24 protein-coding genes and 1 pseudogene are annotated in these 25,303 nt (G+C 57.0%); 11 read left to right on the top strand and 14 right to left on the bottom strand.

Translation table 11 applies throughout. The annotated features are described in order from the left end of the window. Nucleotides 1–94: 94 nt before the first annotated feature. Nucleotides 95–997 (top strand): EamA family transporter, encoded by a 903-nt coding sequence (locus BV390_RS15780; protein ID WP_032690217.1) that lies wholly within the window; start codon nucleotides 95–97, stop codon nucleotides 995–997. Nucleotides 998–1,090: 93 nt separating this feature from the next. Beyond that, complete coding sequence (locus BV390_RS15775; RefSeq protein WP_032697035.1) at nucleotides 1,091–1,381, top strand: YicS family protein; 291 nt, start codon at nucleotides 1,091–1,093, stop codon at nucleotides 1,379–1,381. Here BV390_RS15775 and BV390_RS15770 read toward each other — a convergent pair whose 3' ends face one another. The 4 genes from BV390_RS15770 to BV390_RS15755 are packed head-to-tail and all read right to left on the bottom strand — an operon-like array spanning nucleotide 1,382 to nucleotide 4,782. Next, entirely contained in the window at nucleotides 1,382–2,248 is an 867-nt protein-coding gene (locus tag BV390_RS15770; RefSeq protein WP_085397097.1) for an NAD(P)-dependent oxidoreductase, read from the bottom strand. After that, a complete protein-coding gene (locus tag BV390_RS15765; RefSeq protein ID WP_046853317.1) occupies nucleotides 2,248–3,330 on the bottom strand; it encodes a 4-oxalomesaconate tautomerase in 1,083 nt (360 codons plus the stop codon). Before BV390_RS15765 ends, BV390_RS15770 begins: the two co-directional genes overlap by 1 nt. A 1-nt stretch (nucleotide 3,331) precedes the next feature. Further along, on the bottom strand, nucleotides 3,332–4,045 hold the full coding sequence (locus BV390_RS15760) for a 4-carboxy-4-hydroxy-2-oxoadipate aldolase/oxaloacetate decarboxylase (protein ID WP_049268342.1): 714 nt from the start codon (nucleotides 4,043–4,045) through the stop codon (nucleotides 3,332–3,334). Beyond that, nucleotides 4,042–4,782, bottom strand: a complete 741-nt coding sequence (locus BV390_RS15755; RefSeq protein WP_032697040.1) for a PIG-L deacetylase family protein — start codon at nucleotides 4,780–4,782, stop codon at nucleotides 4,042–4,044. Before BV390_RS15755 ends, BV390_RS15760 begins: the two co-directional genes overlap by 4 nt. A gap of 127 nt (nucleotides 4,783–4,909) precedes the next feature. Here BV390_RS15755 and BV390_RS15750 point away from each other — a divergent pair, with 127 nt between their 5' ends. Beyond that, nucleotides 4,910–6,130, top strand: a complete 1,221-nt coding sequence (locus tag BV390_RS15750) for a LysR family transcriptional regulator (protein ID WP_032690211.1) — start codon at nucleotides 4,910–4,912, stop codon at nucleotides 6,128–6,130. Here the strand turns inward: BV390_RS15750 and BV390_RS15745 are convergent. From BV390_RS15745 to BV390_RS15735, 3 genes are all read right to left on the bottom strand, one after another. After that, a complete protein-coding gene (locus BV390_RS15745; protein WP_032698510.1) occupies nucleotides 6,127–7,389 on the bottom strand; it encodes a gallate dioxygenase in 1,263 nt (420 codons plus the stop codon). The two genes, BV390_RS15750 and BV390_RS15745, sit on opposite strands and share 4 nt — an antisense overlap. Before the next feature lie 13 nt (nucleotides 7,390–7,402). Then, nucleotides 7,403–8,773, bottom strand: a complete 1,371-nt coding sequence (locus BV390_RS15740; protein ID WP_032697042.1) for an MFS transporter — start codon at nucleotides 8,771–8,773, stop codon at nucleotides 7,403–7,405. Between the two features lie 216 nt (nucleotides 8,774–8,989). After that, nucleotides 8,990–9,931 carry a LacI family DNA-binding transcriptional regulator gene (locus BV390_RS15735; RefSeq protein WP_015585487.1) on the bottom strand — a complete coding sequence of 314 codons (942 nt, stop codon included), beginning with the start codon at nucleotides 9,929–9,931 and terminating at the stop codon, nucleotides 8,990–8,992. A 294-nt stretch (nucleotides 9,932–10,225) separates the two neighbouring features. Here BV390_RS15735 and BV390_RS15730 point away from each other — a divergent pair, with 294 nt between their 5' ends. The 4 genes from BV390_RS15730 (at nucleotide 10,226) to BV390_RS15715 (ending at nucleotide 13,795) form a co-directional block, all read left to right on the top strand. Beyond that, on the top strand, nucleotides 10,226–10,540 hold the full coding sequence (locus BV390_RS15730; RefSeq protein ID WP_032690208.1) for a PTS sugar transporter subunit IIB: 315 nt from the start codon (nucleotides 10,226–10,228) through the stop codon (nucleotides 10,538–10,540). A gap of 11 nt (nucleotides 10,541–10,551) precedes the next feature. Next, nucleotides 10,552–11,877: a PTS sugar transporter subunit IIC gene (locus tag BV390_RS15725; protein WP_049268341.1), complete on the top strand. Its 1,326-nt coding sequence runs from the start codon at nucleotides 10,552–10,554 to the stop codon at nucleotides 11,875–11,877. Nucleotides 11,878–12,010: 133 nt separating this feature from the next. After that, the gene (locus BV390_RS15720; RefSeq protein ID WP_015585486.1) at nucleotides 12,011–12,313 is read left to right on the top strand and encodes a PTS lactose/cellobiose transporter subunit IIA; all 303 of its coding nucleotides are present in this window, start codon (nucleotides 12,011–12,013) and stop codon (nucleotides 12,311–12,313) included. 102 nt (nucleotides 12,314–12,415) lie between these two features. Continuing rightward, nucleotides 12,416–13,795: a carbohydrate porin gene (locus BV390_RS15715; protein WP_047663613.1), complete on the top strand. Its 1,380-nt coding sequence runs from the start codon at nucleotides 12,416–12,418 to the stop codon at nucleotides 13,793–13,795. Nucleotides 13,796–13,886: 91 nt separating this feature from the next. On the opposite strand, the gene phnV is transcribed toward BV390_RS15715, so the two are convergent. From phnV to phnR, 5 genes are all read right to left on the bottom strand, one after another. Continuing rightward, entirely contained in the window at nucleotides 13,887–14,684 is a 798-nt protein-coding gene (gene phnV, locus BV390_RS15710; protein WP_032697045.1) for a 2-aminoethylphosphonate ABC transport system, membrane component PhnV, read from the bottom strand. Between the two features lie 2 nt (nucleotides 14,685–14,686). After that, on the bottom strand, nucleotides 14,687–15,547 hold the full coding sequence (gene phnU, locus BV390_RS15705) for a 2-aminoethylphosphonate ABC transporter permease subunit (protein WP_032690203.1): 861 nt from the start codon (nucleotides 15,545–15,547) through the stop codon (nucleotides 14,687–14,689). Next, nucleotides 15,547–16,659 carry a 2-aminoethylphosphonate ABC transport system ATP-binding subunit PhnT gene (phnT, locus tag BV390_RS15700; protein WP_032690202.1) on the bottom strand — a complete coding sequence of 371 codons (1,113 nt, stop codon included), beginning with the start codon at nucleotides 16,657–16,659 and terminating at the stop codon, nucleotides 15,547–15,549. The genes phnU and phnT overlap by 1 nt, the downstream gene beginning before the upstream one ends. A 5-nt stretch (nucleotides 16,660–16,664) precedes the next feature. Further along, nucleotides 16,665–17,678 (bottom strand): 2-aminoethylphosphonate ABC transporter substrate-binding protein, encoded by a 1,014-nt coding sequence (gene phnS, locus BV390_RS15695; protein ID WP_085397096.1) that lies wholly within the window; start codon nucleotides 17,676–17,678, stop codon nucleotides 16,665–16,667. 248 nt (nucleotides 17,679–17,926) lie between these two features. Beyond that, nucleotides 17,927–18,646 (bottom strand): phosphonate utilization transcriptional regulator PhnR, encoded by a 720-nt coding sequence (gene phnR, locus BV390_RS15690; protein ID WP_032690200.1) that lies wholly within the window; start codon nucleotides 18,644–18,646, stop codon nucleotides 17,927–17,929. 139 nt (nucleotides 18,647–18,785) lie between these two features. Here phnR and phnW point away from each other — a divergent pair, with 139 nt between their 5' ends. Together phnW and phnX are read left to right on the top strand one after the other, a co-directional pair. Next, nucleotides 18,786–19,889 carry a 2-aminoethylphosphonate--pyruvate transaminase gene (gene phnW / locus BV390_RS15680; RefSeq protein WP_085397095.1) on the top strand — a complete coding sequence of 368 codons (1,104 nt, stop codon included), beginning with the start codon at nucleotides 18,786–18,788 and terminating at the stop codon, nucleotides 19,887–19,889. Nucleotides 19,890–19,898: 9 nt separating this feature from the next. Then, the gene (phnX, locus tag BV390_RS15675) at nucleotides 19,899–20,708 is read left to right on the top strand and encodes a phosphonoacetaldehyde hydrolase (protein WP_032698499.1); all 810 of its coding nucleotides are present in this window, start codon (nucleotides 19,899–19,901) and stop codon (nucleotides 20,706–20,708) included. Nucleotides 20,709–20,782: 74 nt separating this feature from the next. On the opposite strand, the gene nepI is transcribed toward phnX, so the two are convergent. Both nepI and BV390_RS15665 read right to left on the bottom strand, forming a co-directional pair. After that, the gene (gene nepI, locus BV390_RS15670; protein ID WP_085397094.1) at nucleotides 20,783–21,964 is read right to left on the bottom strand and encodes a purine ribonucleoside efflux pump NepI; all 1,182 of its coding nucleotides are present in this window, start codon (nucleotides 21,962–21,964) and stop codon (nucleotides 20,783–20,785) included. Between the two features lie 167 nt (nucleotides 21,965–22,131). Then, nucleotides 22,132–22,584, bottom strand: a complete 453-nt coding sequence (locus BV390_RS15665; protein ID WP_032690196.1) for a DUF1198 family protein — start codon at nucleotides 22,582–22,584, stop codon at nucleotides 22,132–22,134. 105 nt (nucleotides 22,585–22,689) lie between these two features. Here BV390_RS15665 and BV390_RS15660 point away from each other — a divergent pair. Next, nucleotides 22,690–23,592, top strand: a pseudogene (locus BV390_RS15660) (LysR family transcriptional regulator). A gap of 334 nt (nucleotides 23,593–23,926) precedes the next feature. Further along, nucleotides 23,927–25,273 (top strand): histidine-histamine antiporter, encoded by a 1,347-nt coding sequence (gene hdcC / locus BV390_RS15655; RefSeq protein WP_085397093.1) that lies wholly within the window; start codon nucleotides 23,927–23,929, stop codon nucleotides 25,271–25,273. The last annotated feature ends 30 nt before the right edge of the window (nucleotides 25,274–25,303 follow it).

The raw sequence follows: 25,303 nt of genomic DNA, 5'->3' as shown, positions 1-25,303 counted from the left end.
TCGCCACCACGCCGGGCCCCACCATTTCCTGCCCGCCTGCGCGCGTCAGCTCATGCTATGATGCGCCCTTTGCAATATTTCATTCGAGGAAAAGATGGGCTCCAGCAAAAAAGGGATGCTGAACGTACTGATAGCCGCGGTGCTATGGGGCAGTTCTGGCGTTTGCGCGCAGTACATTATGCAGCAAAGCCAGATGTCATCGCCGTTTCTGACCATGACGCGTCTGCTGTTCGCTGGCCTGATTCTCCTGATGCTCGCTTTTGTGCACGGCGACAAAATTTTCCGCGTCCTGCAAAACCGCAAAGATGCCTTCAGCCTGCTGTTCTTCTCGCTGTTTGGCGCGCTGACCGTGCAGTACACCTTCCTGATGACCATCGAGAAATCGAACGCCGCGACCGCAACGGTGCTGCAGTTCCTGTCGCCGACCATTATCGTCGCCTGGTTTGCGCTGGCCCGCAAAACACGACCGGGGCCGCTGGTGCTGGCCGCCATCGGGACATCGCTGGCCGGTACGTTCCTGCTGGTCACCCACGGCAATCCCACCACGTTGTCCATTTCGCCGTCGGCGCTGCTCTGGGGGGTGGCGTCGGCCTTTGCCGCCGCGTTTTACACCACCTGGCCGTCAACGCTCATCGCCCGATACGGCACCCTGCCGATCGTCGGCTGGAGCATGCTGCTGGGCGGGGCAATGCTGCTGCCGTTCTACGGCGGTCAGGGCACCCACTTTGTCGTCAATGGCCGTCTGCTGCTGGCGTTCTTCTATCTGGTGGTGATCGGCACTTCGCTGACCTTCAGCCTCTATTTAAACGGGGCACAGAAAATTGGCGGCGCGAAAGCGGGGATTCTCAGCTGCGCCGAACCGCTGAGCAGCGCGCTGCTGTCGCTCATGCTACTGGGCATCACCTTTACGCTACCGGACTGGCTCGGTACGCTGCTGATTCTGTCCTCTGTGGTGCTGATCGCCGTGGATTCCCGACGTCGGGTTCGGGTAGCATAGATCTGATTTTAAACAACTTAACTTCCTGATAATTTGCGTGTTTCGCATCCTGCGCATATAGTTGACTGAAGCTACTATTTGAGGAGAAGCACCATGAAAGCGTGTTGGATATTGTGCCTGGTTACCACCCTCAGCGCGACGGCGGCCTGGGCCGAATCACCGCTGAAGAGCCTGCAGTTCGAGCAACAAAAGCAGCTGGTGTTAAAAGCGGTGAAGGAAAAATGTGCCCCGAAGCCCCCCCTGAGCGATACCGATTTTGCCAATAAAATCCTCGCCTCTCAGGCAAACCAGGAGTATGTCCGGGAGGCCACGCTGGCGAAAGAGCGAAATAACCAGCAGGGTTATCAGGCAGCCATCGATAAAATCAGCTGCCCGGAAACGTAATCACTTTAGCTTCGCCGCCAACGCTTTCCAGTCGAACGGCACCAGCTGTGCATAGTTCAGGTCGCGTGCGGCCATGCTCTGCGGCAGCTGGCGTTGCGCCTGGGCCGTCGCCCGGCTCATCAGCCCTGCGCCCCCCGCATCACGCAGCGTTTTCACCACCTCTTCCATCTCCTCACTGCGGCGAATACCGTGTTCAGCCACCCGGCTAATCAGATATCCCGGCAACGCGTCGTTCCAGCCCAGCGACGGAAAACTGGCGTGCAGCGATGCCAGTACCTGCTCTTCCACCCCATATTCGCGGGCGGCGAACAGGCATTCGGTCGTCAACGCTTCCAGGCCTTTGATCATCACGCTCCGGCACATTTTAATGGCCGACACCTTGCCCACCTCATCCGCGCCGTAACGAGCGTTCAGCCCCAGGGCGCTTAAGCGTTCCGTGAGTGCGCGAGCCTGCGTGCCCCCGATCAGCAACGGCGTGCTCAGCCGCGCCGGCGGTACCGGCGCCATGACCGCCACATCGAGATAGGCCCCGGGCAAAAAGCGATTGGCCGCGATACGTTTAGTTTCAGGGGCCACCGAGTTCAAATCGAGGAAAAACTGGCCTTCGCGTACGTATTCGGCTGCTGCCAGCGCGACTTCCAGCGCCGAGCCGGCGGTCACGGTGGAGAAGATCAGCGCTGCCCCCTCCAGCGCCTGGGCAAGCGAGTCCGCAACCCGGACGCCAGCGAGATGCGCTTTTTCCCGCATCGCTGCGCGCTCTGCGCCCTGAAGCTTGCGGTCCCAGATGGCAACGTCATTTTCCCGTGCCAAATCACCCGCCAGAATCCCGCCCGCTTCGCCAAAACCAATAAATGTTATTGCCGTCATCATTGCTCCTTATGCGGCCAGACCCTGGCCGGAATACAGACTTCGCCGGAAAACAGCAGGCGGGCGGTACGCAGCAGACCGCAGCCCGCCAGTTCACCCTGCGCGTCGCGCCGCAGGGCAACGCTGAACTCGCCGCTGGGGTGCTCAACGCTGATAAGCGGATTGTCGCCCACCCGCGCCAGCCCCTCGGCGACCGAACCGGGGATCAGGCAGGCGCTGGCGACGCTGACTGCGCCAAATACGCCAATCGACGCATGGCAGCGGTGAGGGATAAAGGTCCGGCTGGAAATCGCGCCACCGTCGCGCGGCTCGGCGAGCAGGGTCATTTTCGGTACCGTACGCCGGGCAACATCGCCCAGATTCATTCGTGGGCCGGCCTGCAGGCGTATCGACTCCAGCCGCTGTTTCAGCTCGCTGTCGTTATCCAGCTGTTCACGGGTTTCATAGCCGCTTCGCCCAAGGTCGCGGGCACGTAACAAAATCACCGGCATACCGTTATCGATGCAGGTCACCTCGATGCCGTCGAAGCGATCAATGGCGTTGCCGGTTGGCAGCAGCGCGCCGCAGCTGGAACCTGCGACATCAAGAAAATTCAGTACGATTTGGCTGGCATACCCCGGCACCCCATCAATACGCGTCCCACCCGCATACTCCACGCCGTCTTCATCGCAAGGCACCTCAGCGATAGCCGTCTGACCGGTGTTTTCCATAAATATTCGCACCTGGGTCAGCGGCGCCGCGTGGGCCACCAGGCCGCGCTCAATCGCGAACGGCCCGACGGCGGCGAGAATATTGCCGCAGTTCTGTCCATAATCGACCACGGCGCTATCGACGTTAACCTGAGCAAACAGGTAATCGACGTCAGCGTCTGGTCGCGCGGAGCGACGGATAATCGCCACTTTGCTGGTCAGCGGATCGGCGCCGCCGATGCCGTCAATCTGTCTGGCGTCCGGCGAGCCCATCGCCGCCAGCAGCACCGCATCGCGCTGCGCGGGGTCTGACGGCAGATCGTCCGCCAGGAAACAGGCGGCTTTCGAGGTACCGCCGCGCATCAGCAGGCAGGGTATCTTGCGTTGCGCCATCTTAGCCCTCCACATCGTCCGCATTGTCGTAGTAACGCAGCCCCTTTTCCGCCAGACGCGGACGCATGGCGTAGATATCCAGTCCCAGCTCGCCGTCGCGCATCCGATCGCGCTTCGCCATTTCATTAGCCATTCGGGTTTCCGCTTTGGCCAGCACCGCGCGGGCTTGTGCATGCGGTACGACCACGACGCCATCGTCATCCGCCACCACCACATCGCCGGGGGTAACCAGTTGCCCGGCGCAGACAACCGGGACGTTGACCGATCCCAACGTCTCTTTCACCGTCCCCTGGGCATAGACCTGGCGCGACCACACGGCAAAGCCCATTTCTCGCAGGGTATGCGAGTCGCGGATCCCGATATCGCCCACCAGGCCTATCACGCCCCGTGATTGCAGCGACGTTGCCAGCAGGTCACCGAAGAAGCCATCGCCGCAGGGCGAGGTCGGGGCCACGACCAGAATATCGCCCGCGCGACACTGCTCGACCGCCACGTGGAACATCCAGTTGTCGCCCGGCGTCACCAGCACCGTTACGGCGTTCCCCGCCCGGCTGACGCCTTGCTGAATCGGGCGAATGGCTGGAGCCATCAATCCCTGCCGATCGTGCGCTTCATGAATCGTTGCCACCCCGGCTGTTGCAAACTGCTGTAACGTCGCCGCGTCGTGGCGCGGCAGATTACGGACAACAATGCCTTTTTTATTCAACAGGTTCATGCCAGATTCTCCGTCACCCGCGGGAAGATGCTCTGATATGCTTCGCCGTGAACGATATCGCGGGCGGCGGTGATGCCGATATTGCGTTTCGCCTGCACGCCGCGCTGCAGCGCAACCCGGGTGTAGTACTCCCAGAGATGCTCCTGGCCCTGCATACACTGAATAGCCTGATATTTTTTCTCCCACACGCTGGTGATATCCAGCAAGACATCCGGCTGCCAGTGGCACTGTTCCGGCTGGTGCGGCTCAAAGCAGTAAACCGGCGGCGCGGCAACGATCTTTTCGCCGGGACGATAGCCTTCTGCCTGGGCAATGATCCGCGCTTCCTGGGCCAGATTAGAGGCCATCGGATGGTCGTAGTTGTAGGGGTCCTGCAGCGAGTGAGTCAGGACAAAGTGCGGCTGCACGCGACGATAAACATCGGCCAGACGGAACAGCGTCTCTTTATCGGCGCGCAGAGGATAATCGCCGATATCAAAGAACTCGACGCTGGCGCCGAGGATATCGGCGGCGGCCTGCGCCTCTTGCTGGCGGATCTGCTTCACCGTCTCTTCGGTCATGTTGCCTTTGCGCCACAATTTGGCCGATTCGCCACGCTCGCCGAACGACAGGCAGACAATATGGACCTGGTAGCCCTGGCTGGCGTGCAGGGCAATCGCCCCGCCAGCGCGCCAGACGAAATCGGCAGAGTGGGCGCTGACGACAAGGGCACTTTTTTCGCTATGCGGATGAGACATGATGGCTTCCTCTGTTGTTTTTTTCAGCTTGTCATGTCCCGGGGTCCGCGGGTAATTCGTTAACTTGCGAAGGCTATGATTTTTATTTATGTTGTAGGAAAGCTCACAACCTGGCGCCTGGTACAGAATGTTGAAGAGAAAATACGATAAGACGATAAATATCATGCAGCTACGCTTCTTCTGCCAGGTCGCTCAGCGCGGTAGCGTCTCGCGTGCCGCTGATGACTTATTTCGTACACAGTCGGCGATCACCCGGGCAATCCGCGATCTGGAAGCGGCGCTGAACGTGACGCTATTCGAGCGCCACTACAGCGGGATGGTGGCGACAGAGTACGGTAAATGTATTCTGCCGCGCGCCCTGCGCGCGATCGGTGATTTACAGGCGATTCCCGCCCTGTTGCACAAGCTGAAAGCCCGCGCCTCATCGGCGCTGCCGGACGCCGGCTGGCTGTTTAATACCCGGCGGCTGGAGATTTTTCTGCAGCTCTACCATGTCAACCACACGCAGACCGTCGCCACGCAGCTGGGTATCACCCAGCCGGCGGTCAGCGCGGCGCTGAAAATTCTGGAAAAAGGCGCCGATTCCGCGCTGTTTCGCCGGACACCGGAAGGCGTCCGCCCGACGCCGGCAGCAGACCTGCTGTACCCGCCCATCAGCCGGGCACTCAACGAGCTGGAGAATATCTGGAGCGATCTTGCCGCCCGTCGGGGGGTGCTTGAGGGTAGCGTGCGCATCGGCGCCCTGCCGCTCAGCCGTACCCGGCTGCTGCCTGCGGCGATTAGCGCCTTTCTGGCGCATCATCCGGGGATTATGGTGATGACCAACGAAAGTCCGTATGAGTCGTTGGTTTCCGACATGCGCGCGGGGCACATCGATTTTATTATCGGCGCGCTGCGTCAGGATGAAGAGCTGCCGGACCTGAGCTGCGAGGCGCTGTTTGAGGAAGATATGTTGATTCTTCTGCGCAACGAGCACCCGCTGCTTCGCCACCCCGACCCACTGAGTCAGCTAGCGGCCGCGCAATGGGTACTGCCACGCTCGAATGCTCCGGCACGACGCCTGCTGGAGCGGGCGTTTCTGACATTGGGATTACCTTTGCCGCAGCCAACCGTGGAGACAGGAGATGCGGCGATGGTGCGCGGCCTGCTACGCGACTCTGATATGCTGGCGGCAGTTTCCGCCAGCCAGATGTGTTTCGAAATCGACAATGGCCTGCTGACCGTCCTGCCGGTGCAGCTGCCGGATACCACCCGCCGCATCGGGCTAACCTTCCGCGCGGGCAGTTTGCCGTCGCCGGCGACCCAGGCACTGCTCAGCTTTATCCAGCGGCAGGTCGCGCAAGGTTAACGGGTTCCGGCCACCGAGTAAGTCACCTGCTGATTTCGCGTTTTCTGGAACTCTTCCAGCGTCTGTCCGCGCATGGCGGCGTAGATATGCAGGTTGGATACGCCCACCACCGCCCCCATTTTCTCCAGCAGGAAAAAGCTGGCGCCGTACTGAATCAGCCCACGCCAGTCGCGCTCGTCGAGCAGACGTTGCTCCTCTTCGCTGAGCCCCGCTTCGGCGTAAAGCGCCTGCGGTTGCTTGAGAAAACGCTCGCGCCAGGCGGGCTGGATCAACTGGTGGAGGAAACTGTTCAACCGCAGGCTATTCAGGCTCCGTTCATGGGTGAACGGATAGGTCCCCGGCAGCTTTTCCACGCCAGCCAGCTGCTGTGCCATATGCTGACGATGGCGACTGAGGGTATCCACCGGCGGAGTGCGGGCATTATTTTCCAGAATCAGGGTGGCGATGCCGGTCATTGACGGCAGGTAGTAGTCACGCCAGGTTTCAGTCACATTCGCCGACAGCGCGCCGCGCATGACCAGCCACATAATCACTTCAGACCCTTCCATCCCCCCAAGCGTGGCGTACTCGCCAAGCGTCATTTCAGCCAGCTTTTCCGGATCATTAACCAGCATATCAACGAACTGCGCGTCCCACTGCGGATTGTTGAAACCGCAGCGCTCGCCATGCACCTGATGCGACAGGCCCCCGGTCGCGACGATCGCCACGTTGATATCTTGCGGGTAGCTTTCAATCGCCCGGCGCAGCGCCTGGCCAAGCTTGTAGCAGCGCCGGGCGCTGGGCACCGGGAATTGCAACACGCCGATTTGCAATGGGATCACCCGCGTCGGCCATCCCGTCTCCTGCTGCCACGGCAGCAGCGCCGAGAGCGGAGAGAACAGGCCGTGGTCGAGCTTTTTGTTCATAAAGAACGACATATCAAACTCGTCCGCCATCAGGCTCGCGCCAATATGCCTGGAGAGCGCCGCATCGCCTTTTACCGGCGGCAGATCGCGCGGGCCTCCCCCTTCGTCTGCCACATCGTATTCGTTATCAATCCCGAGCGTAAACGTCGAGTAGTGGTCGAAGAAAAAGGCGGTCACATGGTCATTGAAGATATAGACCAGCGCATCCGGTTTTTTCTCATCAAGCCAGCGCTGCAGCGGCTCAAAGCTCTGGAAAATAGGTGCCCATGCCGCGTCCTGCTGTTTGTGATGATCGACGGCAAAGCCGATGGTCGGGGTATGAGAAACGGCGATCCCGCCGAGTATTCTGGCCATAAGGTAACTCCACTTATCGGTTATGCAACGTTTGCGACAGCGCGTTCAGATCCGCCTCTGTTTGCCGAGGCTTAGGGTGGTTCATACGGTGCAGTAAAATCGCGATCCCCGCCAGGCAGGCCGGTAGCGCCAGCACCAAAAATATTGAAGAGTGGCCCGGTACGGCGAGCATAATCACGCCACCGAGGGTAGAGCTAAGTATCGCTCCGCTACGGCCAATACCGTGCATCCAGCTAACGCCGGTGGCGCGAATTTCGGTCTGATAGTAGGCCGGCGAGTAGGCCTGCAGGCCATTTTGCGCGCCGTTAATACACATGCCGCTGATAAAGATCAGCACCGCCAGCGCCGCCGAGCCGAAGTCCATCAGCCCCTGGGTTAACAGACACATACAGCCGAGGAAATAGGTCACCGCAATCACCGCTTTTGCCGAGCCGCGGTCCATCAGATAACCGACAAGGATCCCCCCCAGCGGGCCGCCCAGCTGGAACAGACCGGTGATAATCGCCGCCTGCTGCAGCGACAATCCACCAGAACGTAAAATCGTGGGCAGCCAGCCGTTGAGCAGATAAATCACAAACAGCCCCATAAAATAGGTCAGCCACAGGGCGAGCGTGCCGCGCGCATAGCCGTTGCGGAACAGCTGCGCCACCTTACTGCGCCGTGAGATTTGCGGCGCATTGAGCTGAAAGACGGTGCTGCTATCGAAGCTGCCGCCCAGACGGTTGAGGACCCGGGCAATATGCTCACCCGGTAAGCGACGTGCCACCATATTCATCGCCGACTCCGGCAGCATGACGACCATGAACGGCAGCACCACCAGCGGCAGTACGCCGCCGAATATCAGCGCCGAATGCCAGCTGTAATGCGACAGCAGACCTGCGGCGATAAAGCCGCCCAGCCCGGAGCCGACGTTAAAGCCGCTGTACATCAGGGTGATCATCAGCCCCTTACGACGTTCGGGCATATATTCCGCCACCAGCGTCACGCAGTTGGGCATCACCGCCCCCAGCCCCAGCCCGGTGAGAAAGCGCATCAGCGCCAGCTGTGACGGGCTCTGCGCCAGCGCGGCGGCAAGGCTGAAGAGAGCAAAAAAGGCCACCGACCACAGCAGAATACGCTTGCGACCGTAACGATCGGAAAGCGGGCCGGCAACCAGCGCGCCGAGGGCTACGCCAAACATGGCGGCCCCGAGGATCGGCCCCATTTCGGCCCGACTGATGCCCCAGTCTTCAATCAGAGCCGGGGCGATAAAACCCATCACCGCCGCGTCGTAGCCATCAAGCATAATGATGACAAAACACAGCAGCAGGACGTTCCACTGAAAACGTGAGATCGGTCGGGCATCGATCCACGACTTCACGTCGACAACACGAGGGTGATTCATAGGGTGACTTCCTTAAGCAGGCGATACGAATGTTCTGGTTAATGATTTTTGGTATTGAACTTTCGTATTCAACTTAAGGTAGTCACCGGGCGCTGTCCGGTTCAAAAAACCGGCGGCAGCTATGAGTTCTGTTTATATTGTGAAGTGGGCAGCAAAAAGGTCGGTATAAAAAAACCCGCGGTGTTAAAGCCGCGGGTCGAGGTTCAGAAGGGGCGCTTAGCGCTTCGGAATAATTAAATCACCACGCAACATGCTGCCGCCGAGCATCTGGGTTTTTTCCGTCAGCCAGCTGACGATGCGTGCCGCCATGGCGTCCATCGAATACTCAATTGCCGGGATGGTCGGAATACCGGGCAGCTGTAACGATCCGGCCAGGCTGAACACCATGACTTTTTCCGGCACCGCCCGGTTGAACGCCAGCAGCTGCGGCACAATATGCTGAGCCTGTTGCTCGTCGGCAACCAGTAACGCATTGAAATTCAAGGTGGTCGCATTGTTCACCAGTTCCTGCACCGCCACCGACGGCGATGTGCTGTCGAGGAATACCAGGTTGCGATTAAACGGCAGGAAATTTTTTTCCAGCGCATGTTTGTAGCCCAGCAAAACCTGGTCGGCAAAGCCGCTCCCTTCCGGATGAATTAACGCAATCTGTCGCCGCCCCTGGCTAATCAGGTAGTTACAGGCCGTTTCCGCCGCAAATGCGTGGTCAAACTGAATATTGTTCACCCCTTCGCTTTCCAGGCAGTCAATCAGCGCCACATCCGGCCGGTCGATATTTAATGGAAACCGCGCGCCGATAATCAACACATCATCACACAGGCCGCAGCTGAGCTCTTCGAGGGCGCTCATCACGCCGGCGCGCGTGTTGGCAAAGCGCAGCAGCAGATGCTTCTGATGCAGGCTCAGCTGTTTTTCCAGAGCATACAGATAGCTGGTCGTTTGATTAATATTGTCCTGAGCACAAATCACGCCGATACAGCCGGTGCTCTGGCTAAGCAGCGACTGGGCTATCATATTGGGTCGGTAATTGAGTTCTTCTGCCGCCTGCAGTACCGCCTGACGGCTGGCCTCTTTGACGCCGCGCGAACCGCTCAAAACCCGAGAGACGGTGGCTTTGGACACCCCTGCTAAACGTGATACATCATTGATTGTAGACATCATTATCCCCTGACAGGGCGCGTCCGATCCCTGTACATCCCCGGCCCTGAATCGCTTCAATTATAACCATCGCCAGTATATCCGTTTCCCTTTTCATTTGGAAACCGATTTTCCGTTTCATGGAAAAACATCGCCAAACCGGCTGAAATCTGTGAGCAGAATCCAATTAATTAGCGCTATAAGGAGAAGATCTTGACAGTCATCACAGTTCTGTTTTTTATGAATGGAAACCGGTTTCCGTCTGATATCAAATCATCCACGCAATAACTTTTTACATTTTGAGGATGAGTGTCGATGTACAAGATTATGCTGTGCTGCTCTGCCGGGATGTCCACAAGTTTGCTGGTCAGGAAGATGGTCGACGTGGCGAAAGAACGTAACCTGCCGGTGCAGATTGACGCCTACGGCGTTTCCGAATTTGACATGCAGTTTCCGCAGTACCAGGTGGTACTTCTTGGTCCGCAGGTGAAATACATGTTGAAAACATTGTCAGAAAAAGCCGCCTCCCTGAATATTCCGGTCCAGCCTATTAATGCCATGGACTACGGGATGCAACGGGGAGATAACGTCCTGGATTATGCGCTGTCGCTGATTAATCCGGCGCAATAAGAGGTGTGCAAATGAGCTCTCTGTATCAGTCCATGATTGCCGTGATCGAGCAATCTATTACTCCGCTGGCAGGACGCCTTGGGCAGCAGAAGTATGTTATCGCTATTCGCGATGGCTTCACTGCCGCATTGCCGTTTATGATCATCGGCTCTTTCATGCTGGTATTTATCTTTCCTCCCTTTTCACCGGATACCACCAATGGTTTTGCCCGCGGCTGGCTCGATTTCTCGCAGCAGTACCGCGAACAGCTGATGCTGCCGTTCAACCTCAGCATGGGGGTGATGACGTTCTTTATCTCCGTCGGTATTGGCGCCAGTCTGGGACGCCAGTTTCAACTCGACCCGGTGATGTCCGGCCTGCTGGCATTCATGGCCTTTTTACTGGTGGCGGCCCCTTATGCTGACGGTAAAATCTCGACGCAGTACCTGTCAGGTCAGGGGATCTTTACCGCGCTGATTACCGCCATTTACTCCACCCGCGTCTACGCGTGGCTGAAGCAGAACAACATTACCATTCGCCTGCCGAAAGAGGTGCCAACCGGAGTCGCCCGTTCGTTTGAAATCCTGATCCCGGTCCTGGTGGTGATTGGCACCTTGCATCCGCTAAACCTGTTTATCGAAGCCCAGACCGGCATGATCCTGCCGCAGGCGATTATGCACCTGCTGGAACCGCTGGTATCCGCTTCCGACTCCCTGCCCGCGATTCTGCTTTCCGTGCTGATGTGCCAGATCTTCTGGTTTGCCGGGATCCACGGCTCGCTGATTGTCACCGGAATTATGAACCCGTTCTGGATGGCAAACCTGTCGGCAAACCAGGCGGCTCTGGCAGCCGGTGCCGCCCTGCCGCACGTGTATCTGCAAGGTTTCTGGGACCACTATCTGCTGATTGGCGGCGTGGGTTCAACCTTACCGCTGGCCTTCCTGCTGCTGCGTAGCCGCGTGACGCACCTGCGTACCATCGGCAAAATGGGTATCGTGCCCAGCTTCTTTAATATTAATGAGCCGATCCTGTTTGGGGCGCCGATAATTATGAACCCGATGATGTTTATCCCGTTCGTTTTCGTCCCGATGATCAACGCTATCCTGGCCTATGGCGCAACCCGCCTCGGCTGGCTGACGCAGGTCGTGTCGCTGACGCCGTGGACGACCCCAGCACCGATAGGCGCCTCCTGGGCGGCTAACTGGACCTTAAGTCCGGTCATCATGTGCCTCATTTGCATGGTGATGTCAGCGGTTATCTACCTGCCGTTCCTGCGCGCCTATGAACGCTCTTTAATGAAAACTGAAGTAGAAAAAGCAAAAAATAGCGTACCGGTTGCCGAAACCGTCAGCCAGTAATCAGCGGCAATACCGCTGGCGGAATGTTTTCCGTAAAATTTAAATAATCAAATACCATCATCTCCGAATAATGCGAAAAAGGAATTTTCGCTATATTCTTTAAATAATAAAATTAATCACCTCAGGTAATATTATGATTGATCTAGAAGAAGCGGTAATGGAAATTATCGTGAATGCGGGACAGTCACGCTCATTATGTTTTGAAGCGTTACATGCCGCCCGTAGTGGAAATATTAATGAAGCCAAATTACTCCTGAATGAAGCCGACGGCTACGCCCGCCGCGCGCACCTGATGCAGACCCGGCTCATCGAGCAGGACGCCGGTGAGGCGCGCCAGCCAATGACGTTAATTATGGTGCATGCTCAGGATCATTTAATGAATTCACTGCTAGCGCGTGAATTTTCAGAAGAATTAATTCATTTATACCAGCGTTAATTTATATAAATATTTAACAACTGTACCCGAAATAAATAAACCAGCTTATCCTGGCGGGATGGCTATTATCTGAATATATGAATTATTAAAAGCGAGATAATTATGAAAACTGTAAAAATGCTGCCATTAGCAATGGCGGTCGTCGCCGCGCTGTGCCCAATTTCCGTACTCGCCCAAGATTTTACTCAGGAACAAATTGACGCCATTGTGGCGAAAGCCGTCGATAAGGCGCTGGCGGATCGTCAGGCTAAAATTGATGCCGCCGCCAATAAGAAAGTGGACGTCATTACCAACCCGCAAACCACCGCCGCTTCGCCGGATATGGCGATTCCGTTCGGCCTCAAGTTTAGCGGCTACGCCCGCTACGGCGCCCAGTTCCAGACGGGCGATCAGAAGTTCGTTGGCGTCGATGGCTCCTATAACGGCGCGTCGGCCATCGGCCGTCTGGGCAACGAAGGCAACGGCGGCGAGTTCCAGATTACCAAAGCCTTTAAGAGCAGCCAGGGCGCCATCTGGGACATCAACGTCATGTTCGATCACTGGAGCGACGAAGTTAACCTCAAGAAGGCCTACGTTGGCGTCACCAACGTGCTGGAATCGAATCCCGGCGCTTATATCTGGGCCGGTCGTGATTTCCACCAGCGTCCACAGCAGGGCATCAACGACTACTTCTGGATGAACCACGACGGCCAGGGCGCCGGGGTGAAAAACTTCGATATCGGCGGTGTCCAGTTCGATGTCGCGGCGGTTTCGCAGGTAGAGTCCTGTAGTCCGGAAGTCATGGCCGACGAAGCTAACCCATCGCGCATTACCTGTACCGGCGGCTCCGGCACCGGCGACGACGGTCACTATGCGCTGACCTCGAAAATTCACAATATGAAAGCGGGCCCGATCGACGTTGAGGTCTATGCCAACTACGGTTTTGATTCCAAAGCCGTGGATGACGATGCCCGACTTGACGCCTGGCAGGGCGGCCTGGTGCTGAGCCATACTAACGACAGCGGCGTCAATAAGGTGATTCTGCGCTACTCGGATAACTCGGATAACAGCGTCTATAACAAGACAGACGACCTGACGGCGATTTACGCCAGCTTCGAGGGGCTCCACAAGTTTACTCAGCAGGCGCAGGTGGAATACCTGCTGGCCTTCCACGATTACGATAACGGCAAAGATGATAGCGATAATCGTAAAAACTACGGAGCGATCGTGCGTCCGATGTACTTCTGGAATGACGTGCATTCGACCTGGCTGGAAGCGGGCTATCAACGCGTAGATTACGATCAGGGCGGAGATAACCACGGCTGGAAACTGACGTTGTCGCAGAATATCGCCATCGGGATGGGGCCGGAATTCCGTCCGATGCTGCGTTTCTACGTCACCGGTGGCCAGGTAGATAATAAACGTACCGCGAAGGTGAACGGCACCAAAGACAGCCAGCTGGATTCGCTGAACGTCGGCGGCATGTTTGAGGCGTGGTTCTGATGCCATAGCTTTCCCCGGAGGCAGCGCGTGACGCGCCTGTCCGGTTAATAAGGTATGTCCCCCCGGTAAGCGTCACGCTACCGGGGAAATCTTATCTCTGACTCAATCGGCGGGCGATGCGCTCAAGCTTGATCATCAGCAGCAGCGTCACCCCCGCCAGCACGATGGTCAGCGCCGAGCCATCGGCAATATTGCCGCGGTCGGTAAGACTGAAGATGGTGACCGGCAGCGTCGTCCAGCCCGGCGGATAAATCATCACCGTGGCCCCCAGCTCCCCCATCGACAGCGACAGACTTAGCGCCAGCGCGGAGATCATCCACGGCGTCATCAGCGGTAAGGTGACATAACGCAGACGATACCACGGCGAGGCGCCAAGGCTGGAGGCGACGTTTTCAATATCCGGCGAAATACGCGCCAGCCCGGTGGAGACGTTGCTGAAGGTAAATGCCGAAATCAGCACGAAGTGCGCCGCCAGTACAATCCAGAAGGTGCCATTCATTCGCAGCGGCCCCTGGCTGAAAGCCACCAGAATCCCTAGCCCCACTGAAACGGAAGGAATCGCACTGGGCAGATAGAACGCCAGCCCGAGATATTTTTGCAGCCGGGCGCTGAACTGACGCAGAGACAGCGCCGCCCACATGCCGCATAACAGGGCGAACAGACTGGCGCAAAAGCCCACCACCAGGCTTGAGAACAGCGAATCCCAGGCCGCGCCGCGAAACGCATTCACGAAGTGTCCGAAGGTAAACCCCGACGGCAGCAGACCGTTCCACTGCTGGCTGAGGCTGGACATCAAAATCACCGCCAGCGGCAGGAAGAAGAACGCGGCAAATAACACTACCGCCAGAGTTCCCGCCGCCGCGCGGCCTTTATGCGACCAAATTAACATCGTTAGCTCCTCACGCCGGTACGCGCAGCCGCCAGCCGGTAGAGCATAAACAGCCCCAGCGACAGCAGAATATTAATCAGCGCAATCATGCAGGCCACGCTGTAATCGGACTCCAGAATGGCCTTGCTGTAGACCATCATCGGCAGGGTATTTACCCCTTTCGCGCCGATAAACAGTACGATGCCGAACTCATTCGTCGTTAACAGCAGACACAGACTGCCCCCCGCCATCAGCGCCGGCAGCGCCGCCGGGAAGATAACCTGGGCAATCACCCGCAGCGGATGAGCCCCGAGAATGCTCGCCGCCTCCAGTTGGCTTTTATCAATCTGCCGCAGTCCGGCCATCAGCGGACGCATGACCAGCGGCGTAAATACGGTGATTTCCGCCAGAATCACGCCCTGAATCGAATAGAGAAAATCCACCGGCGGCAGCGCAAAATCGAACAGCGACATCAGCGTGCCGTTCAGCAGGCCAGCCGAGCCATAAATAAAGGTGAAGGCGAGGGTGATAAGAAAGGTCGGCAGGGCGATAAAAGTATCAATCACCCGGCTAATCAGCTGGCTACCAGGGAACGGGATAAATACCAGAATCACCGCCATCAGGCTGCCCAGCACCAGACAGCCAAGCGTGGCAAAAACCGCAATTTGCAAAGTATTTAGCAAGGCGCCGATAAAGCGGCGGGACTCCATTACCTGCCAGAACGTTCCGAGGCTCAAATGGCCGCTGGTATCGCGCAACGCCTGTTCGGCGATCAGCAGCAGCGGGTAGAAAAACAGAGTCGCCAGCACCAACAGCGGCAACAGGAGCCACAGGAAGGGACGCAGGTTCGGCAGCGGGCGCGACAGCGTTAACGTCTGCGACATCATGACACCTCAATCAGGACCGCGTCGTCCGGTTCAAAGTAGAGCGCCAGCTTATCGCCCGCGCGCGGCAGCGGATTAACATGCGTCATGACAATACGCACCGATTCGCCGGCCACGTCGCACAGCAGATGGGTCAGATCCCCCTGCCAGTGCACTGACGTCAGCGTGGCATGAAGCCGGTTGCTGGCCGCCGAGCGCGGCGCCAGACTCATATGTTGCGGGCGAATACACAGCAGCTTGTTATTACCATGCTGTCCGCCCTGGCTGAAAGCCTGGAGTAACCCGCCGCCGCAGCTGACGCTGACCAGCCCTGGGCCCGCGCTATCGGTCAGCGCCGTGGCCTGCAGAATATTGGCGCGGCCGAGGAATTCGGCACTGAAGCGGTTAGGCGGATAATGGTAAAGCCGATGCGTTTCTCCATGCGCAATCATTGACCCGTCTTTCATAATGCCAATCTTGTCCGCCAGGGTCAGGGCTTCGGTCTGATCGTGGGTGACGTAGAGAATGGTCAGCTCCGGCAGCTCACGGTGAAGACGGGCAATCTCCTCCACCATGTTATGACGTATTTGCGCATCCAGCGCCGAGAGCGGCTCGTCGAGCAGCAGCACCCGCGGACGCACGGCAATCGCCCGGGCGATGGCGACGCGCTGCTGCTGGCCGCCGGAAAGCTGGTGCGGATAGCGCGTGGCGTAGTCCGCCATCCCGACAATCTTCAGCGCCTCTTGCACTCTGTCGGCAATCAGCGCTTTCGGCTGCTTTTGCGCGCGCAGGCCAAAAGCGACGTTATCTTCCACCTTCATATGCGGGAACAGCGCATAGTTTTGTACCACCATGGCAAGACCGCGTTTGTACGGCGGCAGCCCGGTCACCTCCGTATCACCAATCAAAATGCGTCCACCCGCCGGCTGTACAAACCCGGCAATGGCCCGCAGTACCGTGGTTTTCCCGGACCCAGAGGGGCCAATCAGCGCCAGCACTTCGCCTGGCTCAATGGTCAGCGACAGCGGTTTCAGTACCACGTTGCCGTGGTACGAAACGCGCAGAGAATCGAGGGTTATCCCCGAAGTCCCCGTCATTGACGGGGAGTGGGCAGCAGTCGTTTTCATCAACATCAGGCTTACTCGCTGTCGGTCACTTTATGCCAGCGGGCAATATCCGCCGATAGCGATACGGCCACATCGTCCCAGTTCGGTTGCCAGCTTTTCACGCCGTCGAGCGCCGCTTTTGCCGCCCGATAGTTACTGTCGGTTGGCGTCACATCGCTACGTACCGGCAGGCCCCAGGAGAGCGCGCTGACGCTGCTTTGCGCCTGCTTATCAAGCAGGAAGTTAATCAGCTTTTTACCGTTTTCACTCTGCGGCCCGTTCTGGACCAGACCCACGGTATACGGCAGGGCCAGCGCGCTGCGCTCGCCCTTATCGTCCGCCGGCCAGAAGATTTTCACATTCGGGTTTCGCGCAATTTGCGACAGGTTCATCTGCAGATCGCCGTTCGCCACCAACAGTTCACCTTTATTCACCAACGCGGTCAGCTTGCCGGTAGAGGCCGACGGGCCGACGTTATTGGCCTGCAGTTTCCCGAGATAGGCAAACCCGGCATCTTTGCCGCCGAGGCTGTGAAAGGCTTGTAGCATTACCGCAGTACCGTCACCGGCCTGGCCCGGCGTCGAGTACTGCAGCTTGTTTTTGTAGCGACTGTCCAGCAGTTCCTGCCAGCTGACCGGGGCGGTTTTCAGCAGTTGGCTGTTGTAGATAAAAGTCAGGTAGTTGTTCACCAGCGGCGAGTAACGGGCATTGGCGCCGGGAATTTGTTCGCTGCCCTGCGGGGTAAATTCAGCCAACAGATTTTCTTTGCTGGCACGCTGGATAAACGGCGGAACGGTTACCAGCACGTCGGCCTGCGGGTTGGTACGCTCCTTCGCCAGCCGCTCAACGATTGCGCCAGAGCCGCCTTCCACATACTGCACTTTGATGCCCGTCGCTTTGGTAAAGGCGTCGAACTGGTTCTGATACCAGCTGTTATCGCCGTCATGCAGGCCATCAGCGGAATAAACGGTGACCACCCCATCGGCCCAAACCGGGGAACTGGTCAGCGCGAAAACGGACAGCAGAGCAAGTCGGGAAAGTTTCATCGTGTAAGCCTCATCGGATGGTGATTTTAAATGGTCTATACCAGATTGATTGTCACGCTACCGGGGATTTATGACAAAACGATGAATGAACGGTGTCGAAAGGATGAAAAGCGCAAGGGGGTAGTCAGGGTAAAACTCGTGCAGGAATTTCCCCTGGAGGCGGCGCCAGCCGTGCTTTGTCAGGGTGACAAGATGGTGCTGAACGGGGCCCCGGTCAGCATAATGCCCACCTCACAGGGCCAACAAAATCAGTGGGTATCGACTTCGATGCGCAGGCTATCGTGGCGCCAGTACTCAATATCGTAATCCAGGATACGCCCATGCTGATCGTAATTCAGACGGCGCAGCAGCAGGGCCGGACGCCCTTCCATCACCCCCAGCGCCTCCGCCGCCTGCGGTGGCATAGAGGTTGGATAGAACGACAAATGCATACTGGTATATATCAGGTCGTAATGGGCCTGATAAATCTCGGTCAGGCTGCCGTTCAGATCGTGGCGCAGCAGCTCCGGCACCCGCGCCGGCAGGCAGTGGTTTTCGCTGTAGCAAATCGCCCGTCCGTCGGCATAGCGCAGGCGCGTCAGGAGATAAACCTGATCGAACGGCTGCAGCGCCAGCGGCGCCATCACATCAAGCGGCACCGCGGCCAACCGACCGTTTAGCAAAACCGTTTTCGGCTCCCGCCCCTGCTCCAGGCACAGCTTATGGAAGTTGGTATTTTGTGTCGGGTCCAGCCACAGACGCTCCGGGGTCACAAACCAACCGCGGCGATCCGCACGATAAATCACGCCGCTGGCTTCCAGCTGCGCCAGGCTCTCGCGCACCGTAATTCGCGTGGTATTGAAAATAGTGCACAGCTCGCGTTCTGACGGCAGTTTATCGCCGCTTTTTAACGCCCCGTTTTCGATACGAGCCTGCAGTTGCGCCTTTATCAGCAGGTATTGCGGCGTTTCGCCAGAGGGTGATTTCATGTTGACTCGCAAGCAGATTTGATAGCGCCATTATACCCATGGAGATGAATTTTTTGTTGCAGCACGATCTTTTCTTTGACCTTTGGCGTCCCTTATCAGCATCATAAAGCCAATCTGGTATAGACCAATGGTGAGATAAATGACTTCACGCAACTACCTGCTGCTGACCCCTGGCCCGCTGACCACCTCCCGTACGGTAAAAGAGGCCATGCTGTTCGATAGCTGTACCTGGGATGATGATTACAATCTCGGCGTCGTACAAACCATTCGCCAGCAGCTGGTACAGCTGGCAACCCCGGCCGAAGGCTACACCTCGGTTCTGCTGCAGGGTAGCGGCAGTTACGCGGTCGAAGCGGTACTCGGTAGCGCAATCGGTCCGCAGGGCAAAGTGCTGATTATCAGCAACGGGGCCTACGGGGCGCGGATGATTGAAATGGCAGAAATGATGGGCGTTGCCTGTCACCCGTATGACTGCGGGGAAGTCGCCCGTCCAGACGTCGCAGCGATCGAACAGATCCTGCAGACGGACCCGGCGATCACTCATATTGCCATGGTCCATAGCGAAACCACCACCGGGATGCTTAACCCCATCGAAGAGGTAGCGGTACTGGCGCAGCGCTATGGTAAACGCTACATCGTTGATGCAATGAGCAGCTTCGGCGGTATTCCGATGGATATCGCCGCGCTGAATATCGATTACCTGATTAGCTCCGCCAATAAATGCATTCAGGGTGTACCGGGTTTCGCCTTTGTGATTGCCCGCGTGAGCGAACTGCAAACCTGTAAAGGCCGCTCGCGATCGCTGTCTCTGGATCTGTATGCCCAGTGGCGATGCATGGAAGATAACCATGGAAAATGGCGCTTTACCTCCCCCACCCACACCGTGCTGGCTTTTGCCCAGGCGCTGAAAGAGCTGGCCGAAGAGGGCGGTGTGGTCGCGCGCCACCAGCGCTATAGCTCCAACCAGCGCCGTCTGGTCGCCGGGATGCGTGCGCTGGGCTTCCAGCCGCTGCTGGACGATAGCCTGCATTCACCGATCATTACCGCGTTTTACTCTCCGGACGCGCCGCAGTACCGCTTCAAGGCGTTCTACCAGAAGCTGAAAGAGCAGGGCTTTGTTATCTATCCGGGCAAAGTCTCGCAGAGCGACTGTTTCCGTATTGGCAATATTGGCGAGGTTTATGACGCCGACATTACCGCCCTGCTGACCGCTATCGACAACGCCATGTACTGGACTCACTGAGGAACCGCCATGAACCGTATTACCGCACTGATCCTTGACTGGGCTGGCACCACCGTGGATTTCGGCTCATTTGCGCCAACGCAAATTTTCGTCGAGGCCTTTCATCAGGCATTTGATGTCGATATCACCCTGGCTGAAGCCCGTGTCCCGATGGGGCTTGGCAAGTGGCAGCATATTGAAGCGCTGGGTAAATTACCCTCCGTGGACGCGCGCTGGCAGGCGAAATTCGGCCGGGCGATGAGCGCTGCCGATATTGACGCGATTTATGCCGCTTTTATGCCGCTGCAAATTGCCAAAGTTGTCGACTTTTCTGCACCGATTGCCGGTGTTGTCGACACAATTTCCGCATTTCGCGCCGAAGGACTGAAGATTGGTTCCTGTTCGGGATACCCGCGCCCGGTAATGGAGAAGTTGGTGCCCGCCGCCGCCGCCCATGGCTATGCGCCGGACTACTGGGTCGCCACCGACGACCTCGCGGCTGGCGGCCGTCCAGGCCCGTGGATGGCGCTGCAAAACGTCGTTGTTCTGGGCATTGATGCCGTCGCTCACTGTGTGAAGGTGGACGATGCCGCCCCCGGGATCACCGAAGGGCTAAACGCCGGCATGTGGAGCGTCGGCCTGGCGGTTTCCGGCAACGAGTTTGGCGCCACCTGGGAAGAATATCAGGCAATGACGACGGAAGAGATAGCCACCCGCCGCGAGATTGCAGCAAGCAAGCTGTATGCCGCAGGGGCGCATTATGTGGTTGATACGCTGGCGGACCTGCCGGGAGTGATTGCCGAGATTAACGCCCGCCTGGCAAAAGGCGAACGCCCATAGATTTCACTGCCTTTTCCCGGGCGGGGTCATACGCACCTTGCCCGGGTTGCCCTGCCCGTGAAACGTAGTCCCGACTACACCCGGACTTTGCCAGCCACCAGCAAGCCGGTCAACAGCATCAACGCGCCGGAAATCACCAGCGGCGATAGCAGGCCAAGATGGTCCAGCGCCACGCCCCCCACCGCCGCACCACAGGTATTGGCCAGCTGAATGACCGCCACCTGGATTGAGCCGGCCTTCTCAGCCTGGTCGGAGAGCGAGCGGGTGATCCACGTTGACCACCCCACCGGAATCAATGCAAATGCAAAGCCCCAGATAACCGCCACCGCCGACGCTATCACCTGGCTTTCTCCCCACAGCACCAGCGTCGTCGCACAAATCGCCAGCAGCAGCGGCGCAACCGTCAGGGCCATTTTCACCGAATGCTTAAGGATCATCGACGACAGCGAGGTACCGATAAAGCTGGCAATACCGAAGCTCAGCAACACCAGCGTCAGGCCATCAACATCAAAACCGGCGAGGGTCATATAGACCGGACGAATATAGGTAAAGAAGGCAAATTGCCTGGCAAAGGCCATAAAAATGGCGCACATCCCGGCCATCACGCCGGGGCGTTTCAGCAGGCCGAACATATTTTGCTGTTGATGCGGCGCTTCGCCGGGTAAAGAGGGCAGCACCTTCAGCACCCAAAGCGTACAGAGTACGCCCATCACCGCCGCCGCATTAAAGACGTTACGCCAGCCGATAACGCCGCCCAGAAAGCTCCCCAACGGCGCGGCAATCACCAGCGCAATCGACACCGCGCCAAAGATAACCGACAGCGCTTTTGGCACCACCCGCATCGGGACAAGGCGCATCGTCAGCGAGGCGGACATCGCCCAGAAGCCGCCCAGCGCCAGCCCGAGACAGGCTCGGCCCACCAGCAGCAGCGCAAAGCTATTGGCGAAAGAGACCAGCAGACAGGATACCGTTAGCAGAACCGAGAAGAGAATCACCACATAGCGGCGATCGGTACTGCGAATCATGGAGGTGATAAACAGGCTGGCGAACATCGCCACAAACGCCGTGGTGGTGACCGACTGGCCGGCCAGCCCTTCAGAAATCCCCAGATCCTGGGCCATCGGCGTCAGCAAACTCACCGGTAAAAACTCAACGGTAATCAGGCAGGCCACGCAGAAGGCCACCGCGAAGACCGCCGACCAGTTTGGCCGCGCATGTTCGCTGGCATGTTGTTTGGCTTCATTCAGAGGAGTCATCAGTTACCTGCAAGGTTGAATGGCGGAAAAGCTGCGCAGTGTAACATTTTGTGTGTGACTAATTTAACGTTTTGACAACTTCAGGCTTGATTATTGTGCGTGAATAAACCCAAGCCCGCCAGTAACGGGCCGCAGCGCGATCAGATATCCGGTGGCCGACAAGGTAATCAGTGCAGCCAGTGCACGCCGTCTTCAGGTAAAAACAGCGCGTTATAGCGCTGCTGCAGGGCGACAATCTCGCTCAGCTCCGGGTCCAGCTCGCGCAGAAATCCTTGTGCCAGACGGATCTGCGCATCGGTAATCGGTGCAGCCAGGCGGGCTTTTTGCATCTGACGGAACCAGTAGTGCAGGTTCTGTTCACTGCTATCCACAATCCCCACCTGCCAGATCAGCAGGACCTGGGCGGCGTTTTGCAGATGCGCCTCATTGGGGCGCTCAAGGTAATGAAGGTACTCATTTCCGGCGGTTTTTCCCAGCTGATCGATCATCGATTCCAGCGGCACCGGGGTAATGGCTAACCGTTCGCTCAGGCGGCGAATAGCACGGCGTGAATCAGAGGTAAGTACCCGAAATCCGACAACAAAAACTACCACCAGCGTGGCCAATCCTAACCAGATCATGCTTCCTCTCATTCTACCGCAGCCCCACTATCATAATGGGAATTTGCCCGCTGTCGACTCCCGGGCATAGCATAATGTGACTTATCGCCGTTGCGGACCTTCATCATGAAATCTGATATCAGAAATCTCGATCTGAATCGGCTCAAAGCGCTGGATGCTCTGCTCGATGAGCACAGCGTTACCCGGGCTACGACGCGACTTTCCCTGACGCAGCCTGCGGTCAGCGGCATGCTTACCCGGCTGCGGGAAGCCTTTAACGACCCGCTGTTTATCCGCGCCCCACACGGTATGGTGCCGACTCTGCGCGCGCAGACGCTGGCTTCGCCGGTTAAGTAGCTGCTGGCGGATGCCGAAGCGCTGCTCTATCCGACCATCTTCGACCCGCTACAGGCGGATTTTACCTGGACAATGGCGGCGACCGACTACGCACTCAAAGCGGCGATCGTGCCGTTTATCGCCGCACTGAAAACGCGGGCGCCGGGCATTCGCGTTCGCGTTATTCCGGACTCTCCGCAGATGCTCTTTGCCCAGACCGAGCGGGGTGATGTCGATATTGCACTGCTAACGCCTCATTCCACGCCGCCCGATCTCCACAACCGGACGCTGTATCAGGAAGAGTACGTGTGCCTGATGCGGACAGACCATCCGCTGGCCGCCGCGCCGTTAACCCTCGATCTTTTCTGCTCGCTGGAACATGTGCTGGTCTCCTGGCAAGGCGATAGCTTTCGTGGCGTAACCGATGAGGCGCTGGCGGCACTGGGACGTTCGCGGCGAGTGGAGCTGTCGGTGAGTAGTTTTCTGGTGCTGCCTGAAATTCTGGCGATCAGCGACATGATAGCCGTGGTGCCGCGCCGGCTGGCGAAGATAGCCGACGGGATGCACATCGCTCCGCCGCCTCTGACAATACCAGGATTTAGCAAAAGCATGGCCTGGCATGAGCGTAGCCATCGCGACCCGGCGCAACAGTGGCTGAGGGAGCTGCTGTTCAGGACTAATCAGCAAAAGTAAATAAACAGATTAAAACGAAACAAAATAAACCACAAACAGGCACATGAACGCATATTATTTAACACAATCTTTGCTTCAGCCATTTTATCTGTTCATGCCGGAGCGGCGCCTCAGCATTATAAAACCGAGGCACAAATAGTTTAAATAAAAGGGGACAGAGTCAATTACGTCATAATTGAACAAATAACCACCAGTTCTTCAGCATTTAATAATCTACTTAATACTCATTTTTGACCCCTATCACAAAAACAACACCTTCTCGTTGATAAAAATACCCCCGACTTCAGTACGAACTTTCACTTATTGTAAAACTCAAAATTAATAGGAAACCATTATGGGAACAGTTAGCTCAGGCTCTGCTCATAAAATGGGAGTCATTGCCCTGACATTAGTGACCGCATCGAATATGATGGGGTCAGGTGTATTTATGTTACCCACTAATTTAGCAGGCATTGGTTCTATCTCAATATGGGGATGGGTATTTACCATTATCGGTGTTATTGCCCTCGCATTAGTTTTTGCTAAAACCAGCCTCATTACACCACGAACCGGAGGGATCGTTGCCTATGCCAGCGATGCTTTTGGACCATTTATCGGATTTCAAACTACCATCTGTTACTGGATAAGCGCCTGGGTTGGTAATGTTGCATTACTGGTTGCTGGCGTTGGATATCTAAGTTTCTTTTTCCCTGAATTAAAAAACCCGGCCTATGGCTGTATCGCTGCCATTATTATTTTGTGGGCATTTGTATTCCTTGCGAGTTTCGGTGCGAAGGTCGCCGGTCGGGCACAGTCCTTCACCGCAACCTGTGGCCTTGTCGTTATTTTAGGTGTGGGCCTGGTGGGTTGGTTCTGGTTTAACCCAGAAATGTATTCCGAAGTTTATAATGCGACCGGGCGCAGTAATTCCTCCGCAATTATTTCTGCATCCTCCATTGCTCTCTGGGGATTCTTAGGAATTGAATCTGCTGTCGTCTCAACAGGACAAGTTGAAAATCCTGAGCGTACCGTACCTCGCGCGACGGTAATGGGACTGCTTATCGCCTCTGTATGCTATGTCGGTAGTTGCACCGTCATCATGGGCCTGGTTCCGCATCATGTTCTGATCACCTCGGCTGCGCCATTCGCAGACGCCGCTCGCTACATGTTCGGTAATATGGCGGGTAACATTGCCTCCGCCTTGAGTATTATTGCCTGCTTCGGCTCAATCTCGGGTTGGCTCATTTTGCAGTCAGAAGGGCCACGTGCAGGTGCTCAGCAAGGCCTGTTCCCGAAATTTTTCTCTGACACCAATAAACAGGATGTCCCGATGAAAAGTCTTATTTTCACCGGTGTTCTGATGAGCATTGTATTACTGCTTACCGCCTCACCAAACCTCGCCAAGCAGTTTGAAGTCATTATCTTAATGTCAGTATTCGCTTCTTTGCTCCCGTATATGTATGCATTGATCTCCTTACCGATCATTCTCGTATCAAAGAAAATGAACCGCGGCAGCACCTTTATGTTTTACTGCACGCTTGTCGTCATTGGCATGATCTACTGTATTTTCGCCTTACTGGGGTCAGGTAGCGATTCCATGTTCTGGGGAATACTTATGATGATGGTGACTATTCCTTTATTTTCTTTCGTGGCTGCAGGAAAAAGCAAAAAAGGCCAAACCACTCTCTATTTAGACAAGTAAATCCAGATATATAAATAAGAACACCAAGGA

The sequence above is a fragment of the Klebsiella sp. YJ genome (assembly GCF_002108615.1).
In the GTDB taxonomy this organism is placed as follows: Bacteria; Pseudomonadota; Gammaproteobacteria; order Enterobacterales; family Enterobacteriaceae; genus Klebsiella; species Klebsiella planticola.
The sequence above is the reverse complement of the archived record's forward strand: the minus strand, read 5'-3'. Positions and strand labels throughout refer to the sequence as shown.